This window comes from Cupriavidus sp. SW-Y-13 (genome assembly GCF_009793345.1).
Taxonomy (GTDB): Bacteria; Pseudomonadota; Gammaproteobacteria; order Burkholderiales; family Burkholderiaceae; genus Cupriavidus.
The window spans coordinates 1,648,051-1,659,810 of sequence record NZ_WHLX01000001.1; the positions used below are offsets into that span (position 1 = coordinate 1,648,051).

11 protein-coding genes are annotated in these 11,760 nt (G+C 65.3%); 2 read left to right on the plus strand and 9 right to left on the minus strand.

Annotated features, from left to right (window positions below):
* Positions 1-66 precede the first annotated feature (66 nt).
* From GA566_RS07390 to GA566_RS07400, 3 genes are all read right to left on the minus strand, one after another.
* Entirely contained in the window at positions 67-2,262 is a 2,196-nt protein-coding gene (locus GA566_RS07390) for a TonB-dependent siderophore receptor (protein WP_137926743.1), read from the minus strand.
* Positions 2,263-2,559: 297 nt separating this feature from the next.
* A complete protein-coding gene (locus tag GA566_RS07395; RefSeq protein WP_160472294.1) occupies positions 2,560-3,399 on the minus strand; it encodes an IclR family transcriptional regulator in 840 nt (279 codons plus the stop codon).
* Positions 3,396-4,175, minus strand: a complete 780-nt coding sequence (locus tag GA566_RS07400) for an IclR family transcriptional regulator (RefSeq protein ID WP_160472296.1) — start codon at positions 4,173-4,175, stop codon at positions 3,396-3,398. The genes GA566_RS07395 and GA566_RS07400 overlap by 4 nt, the downstream gene beginning before the upstream one ends.
* 133 nt (positions 4,176-4,308) lie before the next feature.
* Here GA566_RS07400 and GA566_RS07405 point away from each other — a divergent pair, with 133 nt between their 5' ends.
* The gene (locus tag GA566_RS07405; RefSeq protein WP_160472298.1) at positions 4,309-5,460 is read left to right on the plus strand and encodes an acyl-CoA dehydrogenase family protein; all 1,152 of its coding nucleotides are present in this window, start codon (positions 4,309-4,311) and stop codon (positions 5,458-5,460) included.
* Positions 5,461-5,628: 168 nt separating this feature from the next.
* Here the strand turns inward: GA566_RS07405 and GA566_RS07410 are convergent, their stop codons facing one another.
* Genes GA566_RS07410 through GA566_RS07435 form a run of 6 tightly spaced genes read right to left on the minus strand, consistent with a single transcriptional unit; the run spans position 5,629 to position 11,207 of the window.
* Positions 5,629-7,608, minus strand: a complete 1,980-nt coding sequence (locus GA566_RS07410) for a response regulator (protein ID WP_160472300.1) — start codon at positions 7,606-7,608, stop codon at positions 5,629-5,631.
* Complete coding sequence (locus GA566_RS07415) at positions 7,598-8,509, minus strand: ATP-binding protein (RefSeq protein WP_160472302.1); 912 nt, start codon at positions 8,507-8,509, stop codon at positions 7,598-7,600. The genes GA566_RS07410 and GA566_RS07415 overlap by 11 nt, the downstream gene beginning before the upstream one ends.
* Positions 8,510-8,525: 16 nt before the next feature.
* Positions 8,526-9,572, minus strand: a complete 1,047-nt coding sequence (locus tag GA566_RS07420) for an ATP-binding protein (protein WP_370459277.1) — start codon at positions 9,570-9,572, stop codon at positions 8,526-8,528.
* Positions 9,547-9,957, minus strand: coding sequence for an anti-sigma regulatory factor (locus tag GA566_RS07425; protein WP_249359759.1), 411 nt, complete (start codon positions 9,955-9,957; stop codon positions 9,547-9,549). Before GA566_RS07425 ends, GA566_RS07420 begins: the two co-directional genes overlap by 26 nt.
* Position 9,958: 1 nt before the next feature.
* Positions 9,959-10,318, minus strand: coding sequence for an STAS domain-containing protein (locus GA566_RS07430; protein WP_137928447.1), 360 nt, complete (start codon positions 10,316-10,318; stop codon positions 9,959-9,961).
* A gap of 34 nt (positions 10,319-10,352) precedes the next feature.
* Positions 10,353-11,207, minus strand: coding sequence for an STAS domain-containing protein (locus GA566_RS07435; protein WP_160472304.1), 855 nt, complete (start codon positions 11,205-11,207; stop codon positions 10,353-10,355).
* 283 nt (positions 11,208-11,490) lie between these two features.
* Here GA566_RS07435 and GA566_RS07440 point away from each other — a divergent pair, with 283 nt between their 5' ends.
* The gene (locus GA566_RS07440; RefSeq protein WP_137928445.1) at positions 11,491-11,760 is read left to right on the plus strand and encodes a hypothetical protein; all 270 of its coding nucleotides are present in this window, start codon (positions 11,491-11,493) and stop codon (positions 11,758-11,760) included.

The following is an 11,760-nucleotide window of genomic DNA, read 5'->3' on the forward strand; positions in this document are numbered from 1 at the left end:
TGCCGCTTGTTTTCTCCCCTCTCCCGCGAACGGGGAGAGGGGAGTCCTGCAGTGGTACTGCAACCATCAATACGCGATCTTCGCGCTCAGGCTGATGGTGCGCGGATCAGCCGGCTGGACGTAGTTTTCGTACTGGAAGGCCCAGTAGCGCTTGTTGGTCAGGTTCGTCAGCGCCGCGCGGAGCGTCAGTTCCTTGCCGTACAGGCGCGTGTTGTACGAGGCGCCAACGTTGAAGATCGTGTAGCCGCCGATGTTCACGTTGTTGGCTGCATCGATCTTGGTCGGGCCGGTGTACTTGCCATCCACGCCCACCTTGAGGCCCGGCACGAACGGGATGCGGTAGGACACGCGGCCCGTCAGCATGAAGTTCGGTGCGCCGGCCACGCGGTTGCCGATGTTGGTATCGCCCTTGGTGTACTCGGTGTCCAGGAACATCGCGCTGCCGCCCACTTCCCACTGCGAGCCGATGCGCGACGAGCCGGCCAGTTCCAGGCCCTGGTAGACCGATTCGCCATCCTGCACGAACGTCGGCAGCGCGCCGAGGCCGTTGTTGCGCGCGAACTCGCTGCGGCGCTCGATACGGAACAGTGCGGCCGTACCCGTCCAGATGCCCTGGTCGGTCTTGGCGCCCACTTCGTACTGGCGGCTCTTGGCTGGAGTCAGGCCCTGGCCGGCGTTGGCGTAGTTGGTTGCCACCACGCCGCCGCCGTCGAACGATTCCACGTAGCTGGCATACAGCGTCGTGCTCGGCATCGGCTTGAACATGATCGCAGCGGTCGGCGTGATCAGGCCATTCTTGCTGTAGTTCGTATCGCCCACGCCAGTGCCGGTGTAGCTGTTCTGCTCGTAGTTCGTCACGCGCAGGCCACCCAGGATGGACCACTTGTCGGTCAGGTGCATCGTGTCGCTGACGAATGCGGCCTTCTGTTCGGTGTCGCCGGCACGGTACTTCTGGAACGCGGTCTGGCTGTAATACACGCCCGTGTACGGCGCGTAGATGTTGCCGTTATCCAGTGCGGTGTAGACGAAGTTGTTGCTGTAGCGGTCGATCTGCTTCTGCCAGCTCAGGCCGGCCACCAGTTCGTGGCGGAACGGGCCGGTGCGGAATTTGCCCTCGACCATCGTCGTCCAGTTGCTGAATTGCTGGCTTTCGGCGCCGTCGTAGCGGAAATCGCTGTAGTCGCCGGCCGAATTCGACAGGTTCAGCGTGGTCTCGTTACGGCTGCGCGACTGCTTGCTGAAACTGTAGATCGAGCTGACGGTCCAGTCCGAATTCAGGTTGTAGCGCAGGCCGGTCTGGTAGACCTGCAGGTTCGAGTAGAAGTGCGCGTCATTGCCGCTGTAAAGGCCGCCACGGCCGCTCACCACGCCCGGAAGCTGGGCGCCGGTGGTCGACAGCGCGCCCGCATAGAACGACGGCGTCGCCCCCCACGTATTGCGGTCCTGATAGATCCCGTCGAACGTCCACGTCAGGTCGCGCGTGATGCGTGCGTCCAGGCCCAGCGATACCGAGTTGCGGTTGATGCCGACAGCGTTGGACGGCTTGCCTTCCTCGTGGGTCACGTTCAGGCGGTAGCCGAACATGTTGTTCGGGCCGGCGCGGCCGCCCAGATCCACGTGCTCGGTCCAGACGTGCGAGGAGCGGTAGCCCAGGTCCACGCTGGCCGTGAACTGGTCTGTCGGCTTCTTGGTCACGTAGTTGACCGTGCCGCCCGGGTTGCCAAAGCCGTACATGAAGCCCGACGCGCCCTTGAGCAGTTCTACCTGTTCGAGCTGTTCATACGGCATGGTGATGCCGTAGGCGATGAACGGCATGCCGTTGATCTTGTACGCATTGCGCCAGTCGAGCTGCAGGCCGCGGACCGTGGTGTACGACGCCCAGGCATTGTTGGCGTTGCTGTTGTCCGAGACCGACGCGTCGTTGAAAAACACGTCGCCGATCTTGGTGACCTGGCGCTCGGCCAGGTCTTCGCCGGACACGACAGTCGTCGAGAACGGCGTATCGAGCTGCGACTTGCTGCCCAGGGCACCGCTGGAGGCTTTCTTCTGCAACTGCGGGCCGATGTCGACTTCCTGCTTTGCACTCACGGTGACCGACGGCAGCGCCTGTTCGGGTGCGTCGGCGGACTGCGCAAACGCGGCGGCAGTGCATAGCGGGAAGCCGGCCAATACCGCCATGCGGGCAAACGCTGCCAGCGGGCGGATGGTTGAGGGGACGGCGTTTTTGCGGCTCGTGGCGGCCGCGATTTGGCTCTGGGTCATGGTGTCTTATCCGGACTTGAAATGCGAACGCTACTAGGAATGATTCCTGTTAACGTTCTCAAGCGCGAATAATGCGTAAGCCGGGTAACGCCGTCAAGGTGAAGGTGCCCACAACGCGCAGGAGTGTCGGGGAATGTCGCTTTTACGCGAAGGAAGGCGTCGGAATCGGCGAGAATCGCATGCCGTTACGCCGATTTGTCACGGAAAGGATACGTGGATGAGACTTGATGGATACAACCTTGAATCCGCCTGAACCGGTCTGAACTGGTCTGAACGCCGCATGGCGGAGCCTCCGGTTCAGCGCAGGCCGAGCAGCGCTTCGAGAGTCTGGGCCAACGTCACCAGCCGTGGCCCCACCTGTTTCTGGAGCGCCGCGAAGGCGTCGGGTCGTGCCACCAGGCCGCAGTTCACAACGAACCACTGGGAGTCCACCGGCTTGCAGAGTGGCACGGCGAAGCCGAACACGTCATGGCGCCATTCGGCCCGGTTCGAGCAGAACCCGAGCGTCGCCAGATCTTGTCGCGCCTGCGCCAGATGGGGCACTGCGCGGGTGAACTGGTCGGGGTCCTGGAGCCGCAACCGATTCAACACCGGCTCGCGGAGATCGGCGGGTACGCGCGAGAGCCACGCCTTGCCCACCGCCGTGGTCAGCATCGGCAGCGTGGCGCCGATATCGGGCAGCAGCAGCGAGTTGGCGATGGAGCGGGCCGTTTCCACATAGATGATCCCGGTGCGCTCACGGATGCCCAGTGACACCGATCCACCCACCTCGTCGGACAACGCTTTCATCAGGGGCCGCGCCACTTGCCGGATCTGCATGCTGGCAAGCAGCGGGTAGCCTGGTGCCAGCACCGGCGCACCCAGCCGGTACTTGGCTTGCGCCGTATCGTGCCGCAGGTAGCCAAGCACCACCAGCGTATGGGTCAGCCGCGCCACCGTGGACTTCGACAACCCGGTGCGCTGCACGAAATCCTTGTTGCCGAGCAGTGATTCGCCCGGGCGGAAGGCCAGCAGGATGTCGATGCCGTTGGCCAGCGTGGTGGCGAACTGGCGATCCTTGTTGCCGCCATTATTGGGATCGGGCGGATTGGCCGGGTGTACCGGATCAGGCTGGGAATAAGGGGAATTCGGATTCATGCGAGCAGTGCCTCGACTTCGTTGACCAGCGCAATCAACGCAGGCCCCATGTCGCGATCGAGCTTGTCAGCCGACATGCGCGCGGTGGGCACGCCGCAATTGAACACCAGGATCTCACCTTCGATGGGCCTATGCATCGGTACTGCCACGGCGTGGATATCGATGAGCCAGTCGCCCGGCGAGCGCGTGTAGCCGCGCTGGGCCAGATCGTCGCATGCCACCTGCACTCTGTCGGCATGGCGCTGCCAGAGCGGCAGATCCGTAAGGCGGACGGCTTCAAGCACCTCGGCCCGTGCGGTTTCCGGGGCCTGCGCCAGCCACGCCCGACCCATTGCCGAAGGCAATATCGGCAGCGACGCGCCAATATCTGGACGAAAAACGATCGCGTCATGGCCGCGGCTGGATTCGACGTAGACCATGCGCAGCCTGTCGCGCAAGCCTAGCGAGACGGAGCCGCCCACACGGTCGGCCAGCGCCTTCATCAGTGGCCGGGCCACCTGGCGCACACGCAGGCTGGCCAGCAGCGGGTAGCCGAGCGCCAGCGACGTGGAGCCTAGCCGGTATCGCCGCAGGCGCGTGTCGTAGAACAGCAGGCCGCGTACGGCCAGGGTATAGGTCAGCCGGCTGATGGTCGCCTTGGACAGGCCGGTGCGTTCGGAAAGTTCTTTGTTGCTGAGCAGCGGTTCACCGACTCGGAAGCATTGCAGCAGCGAGAGTCCATGCGCCAGGGTGGTCGCAAATTCGGGATCGGGGTGGTGCGGACGAGAGGGTGCCATGCGAAAGAATCTTAGCCGACCCAGCCTCGGAAAGTTCCCGTGATGTTCCAGATAGCGAAACAGTCATCCCACTATTCCGAACCCCGGCGTAGTCTTTTCCTTAAAGATGGAAAACAAGAATGGGGAGACGCCAATGATTAGAGATCCCGAAGTATTTGATCCGTTTCTGTTGATGCTGCGTCGGTTTGTGCGCGAGAGGCTGGTCCCGCGCGAAGCCGAGGTGGCCGCGCGTGACGAGGTGCCCCAGGACCTCGTCGACGCCATGGCCGCGCAGGGCATGTTCGGCTACTCGATCCCCGAGGAATACGGCGGCGCGGGCATGACCACCGAGGAGTTGGTGCTGGCCGCGATGGAACTGTCGCAGTGCTCGGTGGCGTTCCGGGCGCGGGTCGGCACCAACACGGGTATCGGCTCCGAGGCCCTGGTGGCAGACGGCACGCCCGAGCAGAGGGCGCGCTACCTGCCGCTGCTGGCCACGGGCGAGGTAACCGGCGCCTTCGCACTGACCGAACCCGACGCCGGTTCCGATGCCACGGCGCTGCAGACCACCGCGCGGCGCGAGGGGGACCACTACATCCTCAACGGGACCAAATGCTTCATCACCAATGCGCCCATCGCCGGGATGTTCACGGTGATGGCGCGCACAGATCCTGACAAGCCGGGTGCGAGCGGCATTTCGGCGTTTATTGTGCCGCGCAATACGCCGGGGCTGACCACGGGGCAGCCGTACCAGAAGATGGGGCAGGCCGGCTCACCAGTGTCAGAAGTGCATTTCGACAACTGCCGCGTGCCGGCCGCCAACCTGATCGGCGGCGAGGAAGGGCAGGGGTTCCGCACGGCGATGAAGGTGCTCAACAAGCAGCGCATCCACCTGGCCGCGCTGTGTACGGGGCCGGCGATCCGGATGCTCGACGATGCTGTGCGCTTTGTCACCGAGCGCAAGCAGTTCGGCCAGTTGCTGGCGGATTTCCAGTTGGTGCAGGCCATGATTGCCGACTGCCAGACGGATATTCACGCAGCCCGCGCACTGATCCTGGAGACGGCCCGCAAACGCGATGACGGCAAGGACGTGACCATGGAGGCGTCGATCTGCAAATACTTTGCGTCCGAGATGTGCGGCCGCGTGGCGGACCGTTGCGTCCAGCTGTTTGGGGGGTACGGGTATATCGCGGACTACGGCATCGAGCGGTTTTATCGCGATGTCAGGCTGTTCCGGCTGTATGAGGGAACGAGCCAGATCCATCAGATCAATATTGCGAAGCGGACGTTTGGGCTGGGGCGGTGAGTTTGCTGTTGGTCTCGAGGTTTTCTCCCCTCTCCCTTGGGGAGAGGGGCGGGGGAGAGGGCAAGCAGTGCAAATTGCGACACGTCGGCAAGCAGAACCGTCTGCCCTCTCCCCTAACCCCTCTCCCGCAGAGCGGGAGAGGGGAATAGGAAAAGCGGCAGAGGGGAGTTAACTTCCCGGCGCCAGCGCCGCATCGATCGCATCCATCAACTCCTGCAACCTCAGCGGTTTCCCGCACACCGCATCGAACCCTGCCTCGATGGACGCGCGGCGGTCCTGCTGGCGGGTGAACGCGGTCAGGGCCACGGCGGGAGTCCGAGGCAGCGAGTCCACCGCTTCGCGCACGCGGAGTTCGCGCATGAAGTCGTTGCCGTCGCGGCCGGGCAGGCCGATGTCGCTGATGATCAGGTCCGGGGTGTTTTGCTCGATCTGTCCGATGGCTTCCTCGGCGTCGCGTGCGGTGCGGATGCGTGCGCCGTAGTTGCCGAGGATGGCTGACAGCGCAGCGGCGGCATCGGCATCGTCTTCCACCAGCAGCACGTCCAGCGCATTGAGCGGGACGCTCGGCTCGGTGGCCGGGACGGGTGGGCGGGTGCCGGCATCATCGGCGCGGGACGGATCGTCGAGCGGAATCAGCACCTCGAATGTCGAACCCAGCCCTGGACCGGCACTTGCCGCGCGCACCGTGCCGCCGTGCATCTCGGACAGGTGCTTGACGATGGCCAGGCCGAGGCCCAGCCCGCCGTGCTTGCGGCGGTTGGCGTCCTCGCTCTGGGTGAATCGGTCGAACAGCAGCGGCAGGAAATCGGTGGGAATGCCGCGTCCTCGGTCGATCACGCTGACGTGCAGGTAGTCGCTGTCGGACGTGGCGACGATGCGCACGGTCTCGCCCTCGGGCGAGAACTTGATGGCGTTCGACACCAGGTTCCAGAGGATCTGCTGGAAGCGCGCGGCATCGAGCCACGCCACCGGGGCGAGCCTGGGTGCGAGTTCTGCCACCAGCTTCACGTGACGCTCCTCGGCCTGCGTCTGCATGCTGTCCAGCGCGGCGCGCACCACCTCGGCAGGATTCACGCGTTCGCGCTCCAGCTTCATCTTGCCGACGTTGAGCATCGATACATCGACGAGGTCCGCCACCAGCCGCCGCTGGATCGCGATATTGCGCTCCACCGCCGCCAGTCCGCGCCGGCCTTCCTCGGACTCCACATGTCGCGACAGCACGTGCGTCCAGACCGAGATCACGTTCAGCGGGTTGCGCAGTTCGTGCGACAGGATGGCGATGAAATCGTCCTTCATCCGGTTAAGCCGCTCCACGGCCGCACGCGCGGCCTGCTCGCGCTCGATCAACTGCTGGCGCTGGCGCTCCAGGTTGATGTGGTCCGTAATGTTCGACACCACGGCCACCTTGACGCCGTTCTCCAGCACCGCCGAGATGCTCCATTCCAGGTGCATGGTCTCGCCATGGGCATCCTGTAGCGGGAACGTGCCCTGCCAGCCGTCCTGCTGCGAATAGCCGGTGGCCTCGGCCACCTTGTCGCGCCATTCCAACGGGGCGAAGGCGGCTACAGGCTGGCCCAGCAGTTCGGGCTCGGGGCGCTGGAGCATGTCGAGCAGCGCCGGATTCACGTCCACGAAGCGTCCGGCCAGGTCCAGCGTGCAGATGCCGCCAATGGCCTGGTGGTAGATGGCGCGGAAGCGGGCCTCGTTTTCGCGCATCGAGCGCTCGGCTGCGCTGGCGCGCAGCAGCGAGGAAATCGTGGCCACCAGCACGGCCGGTTCGGCTGGATGGATCAGGTAGGCGCTGGCGCCGGCATCGAGCCCGCGCACCTTGTCGTAGTCGGCTACATAGGTGGCGGACAGGTGGACCACCGGCACAGTGGCCGTCTCCGGCCGGCTGCGCAGCGTGCGGCAGACCTGGAAGCCGTCGATATCGGGCAGGTTGACGTCGAGCACCACGGCGGACACGCTGGTGTCGGCGCGCTGCAGCGCCTCCTGTCCGCTCTCGGCCTCGATGGTCTGGAAACCCGCCGCGCTGAGCACGCGCACCGTGGCATAGCGCGTGACGGGGTTGTCGTCCACCACCAGCACCCGCGGGGGCGTGCCATCGTGGTTGGGGTGGGGCACCGGCGCCAGGATTTCACCCGCCATGGCCATCTCCGGAAGACATGCCAGCCGTGCCCGGCAGGGTCGCCGGCACGGTCACGTAGAAGCGCGAACCCACACCCACTTCGCTCTCGAAGCCGACACGGCCGCCCAGCAGTTCGGCCAGCCGCTTGGATAGCGCCAGCCCGAGACCCGAGCCGCGATAGCGCCGCTGCAGCGGGGAGTCGATCTGCACGAAATCCTGGAAGACCTCGCCGTGCGATTCGGGCGGGATGCCGATGCCGGTATCGCGCACGGAGAAGGTGATGGTGTTCTCATCGTCGTAGTGCGCCGCCACGCGCACCTCGCCGCTGGGCGTGAATTTCAGCGCATTGGAGATGTAGTTGCGCAGGATCTGCGAGAGCTTGCGGTCATCGTTGAACAGCTTGGGCACGCCGTGCGGTTCCTCGAAGATCAGCGACACCTCTGGATTGGTCAGCACAGGCTTGAACATGCCGCGCAGCGCGTCGAACAGGGCCACCATGTCGAACCAGGCCGGCGACACGTCCACGCGGCCCGCTTCCAGCCGCGCCAGGTCGAGCAGGTCGTTGACCATCTCCGCGAACTCGGCCGCAGTGTCGCGCACAAACATGACCTGCTTCTCCTGCTCGGGCGTGAGCGGCCCGTCCACGCGGTCGATCAGCAGGCGCGTGATGCTCTGGATCGAGACGATCGGCGTGCGGAACTCGTGGCTCATGTACGCCAGGAAGCGGCTCTTGAGTTCGGTGGCCTGCCGCAACTGGTCGGCCTGCATGTCGAGTTCGGAGTACAGCGCCAGCACGCCGCGATTGGTTTCCTCGATTTCGGCGCGCAGCGCCTCCACTTCCTGCGTACGGGCGTCGAGCGCTTCACGCAGGGCGGCAAGGTCTTGGGACGGCGCGGCGGAGGTGGGAGGGGAGCTGCTCATGAGGAATCGCTCGATGTCAGGCTTCGGTGCGTCGCACCACCACGACCGTGGCGTCGTCGCGGCCGCGGCCGAATTTCCAGAAGATGAAGGCGGCCACGATGGCCGGGTCGCGCTGCAGCAGGCTCGGGTCCCCCAGTTGCCAGCGTGACTGGATGCCATCCGAGTGCAGGATCACCAGCGCATGCAATGGCCATTCGATTTCCTGCTCCTGCACGCTCCGCACCTGCAGGCCGGCGGTGCCGCTCTGCGTGACCAGCGTGCGGTCCGCGAGGCCCGAGATTACCCGGCCCATGATGTTGCCCGCCCCGGCAAACCGGATGCGGTTGGCTTCGGCATCGAGCCGCAGGGCACCCACAGCGGCCCCACGGGTGCCGCGCAGCGCAACATGGGCGCGATCCACGTACACGCCGGGCATCGCGCCCTGTGCGGCGTCGAACACCGCCAGCGCGGCGTCGGCGGCATCGGCGGCGTCCGGACCGTGGCCCAGGCCATCGGCCATCACCACGTCGGCGTGAGAGTCGAGCAGCGCCACTTCCCAGCCGTCGCCGCTGACCTGCTCGCCGGGTGCAGGCACGCAGACGGCGCCGAACGTGAACCCCTTGCGGGGTCGCACGGCGTTGCCCGCCGCGTCGCGGCTGCGATAAAAGCGGGCCAGGATCAGCGTGCCGTCGCCAGCACGCGTGTGTACGTCGAAATCGTCGGCCAGGCGCTGCACGGCGCCCAGGCCCTCGCCCGCGCTGCCTGCCGTGGAGTAGCCATCGCGCATGCACGTCTGCAGGTCCGCCATGCCGGGACCATCGTCGATCGACATCAACTCGATGGCAATGCCGCCGTTGATGTCGCGCGCGGCCATGAGCAGCCGGCCGTTGGTGGCGTGGCGCAGCAGGTTGTTGCCCAGTTCGTTGACGGCTACCGCCAGCCGGCCACGCTGGATGGCGTCGAAGTCCAGCCGCGTGGCCAGATCGGCCACGTACCGCCGCGCCTCGCCCACGCGGCTCGGATCGCCCATCGGCACCGCACGGTGTGGGCCGTGATGCTTACTTCCACCGAGTGATACTGACACAGGTTCCCTCGCCAACTTTCGTGCGGATGGCGAAATCGTTCACCAGCCGTTTGGTGCCGGACAGGCCCATGCCGAGTCCGCTGCCCGTGGTCCAGCCATCCACCAGCGCCTGCTCCACATCCGGAATGCCCGGGCCCTGATCCTCGAAATGCAGCCGCAAGCCGCGCCGGATGCCTTCGGCCACGATTTCCCAGCGCATTTCGCCGCCCCGGCCATACACCATTGTGTTGCGCGCCAGTTCGCTGGCCGCCGTAATCATCTTAGTCTGCTCCACCAGCGAGAACTTCAGCTGGGCGGTGAGGGTGCGCACCAGGGCGCGGGCCTGCACGATGTCGCGCTCGTCGCGAATCGGTGCGCTGCCGGTGGGGGCCAGTTCGGTCGCCACGTCAGATTGTCCGGTTGGCGTCGAGCAGGGCCATGCCGCGCTCCACGTTCAGCGCCGTCTTCACGCCGCCCAGGGACAGGCCCAGTTCCACCAGCGTAATGGCCACCGCCGGGCGGATGCCCACTACCACGGTGGTGGCGCCCAGCAGCCGGCCGATATCGGAGATGCTGACCAGCATGCGGCCGATGAAGGAATCCACCATTTCCAGCGCGGAGACGTCGATCAGCACGCCATTGGCGCCGGATTTGTCCACCATCGTGGCCAGGTCTTCCTGCAACTGCAGCGCGGTCTGGTCCTGCATGTCGATCTGGATGGTCACAAGCAGGTGCTTGCCCATCCGCAGGATTGGAATGCGTTCCATGTGGCTCTCTTCCCGATCTTTGTATGCGGCCGGCTTAGCTGGCGGCCCGGGCTACCGTGTGGCCGGTCATGCGCATGGCCGTGCGCAGCGCGTCGGCCAGCGTGGACTTGGTGACGATGCCCTGCAAGTCGATGCCCAGGTGGACGATGGTCTGCGCAATTTGCGGCCGGATGCCGCTGATGATGCTCTCGGCACCCATCAGGCGGATGGCCGTGACGGTCTTCATCAGGTGCTGCGCCACGAGCGTATCCACGGTGGGCACGCCGGTGATGTCGATGATCGCCAGTTCCGAGCCGGTTTCCACCAGTCGTTCGAGCAGCGATTCCATCACCATCTGCGCCCGGCTGCTGTCCAGCGTGCCGATCAGCGGCACGGCCAGCACGCCGTCCCACAGCTTGATGACTGGCGTGGACAGTTCCATCAGTTCGTGCTGCTGACGCACGATGATGTCCTCGCGCGTCTTCTGGTAATTGGCGACTGTCCACTGCGCCATGCGGTCCACCACGGCCGAGGTCAGCCAGATCACGTCGATCTGGCCTTCTACCGCACCACCGGTCTGGCGTTGCAGGCCGTCGAAGATCGGGCGCTTGAGCGCCAGCACGAAGCCGCTGGTCACGTCGGCGGTCTCGCCCTGGGCCGCGCGTTCGTTGGAGAGCTGCGCCAGCACCTCGCGCAGGACACGCCAGGCCGGATCGTTGAAATTGTCGGCATTGCCGTCGGCCCGGATGCCGGCTTCCAGCTCGCGCAGGATCGATGTCTGTTGCGCCTGCAAATCACGGGTCAGCCCGCGGCCTTCGGCGTACTTGTGATACTCCGCGGCCCAGCCGCTCAGGAGGTTGGCCTGGTCGTCCCGGAGGAGGTCGGCTAGTCGCTGGTTTTCTCGGCGCATGGGGCGTCTTTCGTGATGGGGTGAAAGGGGGGCGCAGGAAGGTGCGCACATCAAACAAAAACGATTCTAGGAGGGATTGATAGTTCACACTATCGGCGGCCCGCTGATTGACGCCGCAACTGAAATCGGCATTGCGGCATGATGTGCCGCAGAAACAACACATTCCGTGTGAGAAACCACCGACACCGGAACGGGAAGCGGCACGGCTGACGGTACAGGCACAGAAGCCTAGTCTTGATCCATGGGGCCAACTCGGGCCAACTCGGGAACTGTGGAGACAACGATGGACTGGCTGGATGCCCTGCAATGGCCAGCGATGGTCATCACTGTGCTGGCCACCTGGCTGGTGGGATCGGCAAGCGCCGGGCGCCGCAAGGCCGGTTTCTGGATATTCCTGGCCAGCAATGCACTGTGGGTAGCGTGGGGGCTGCATACGGGAGGGTGGGCGCTGGTGGTGCTCCAATTCGCGCTGGCGGTACTGAACATACGGGGCCAGGCCAAGGCGCGGCGTGCCGAGCAGAGCCAGACGCCTGCCAGGGCCGAGGCCGGATGA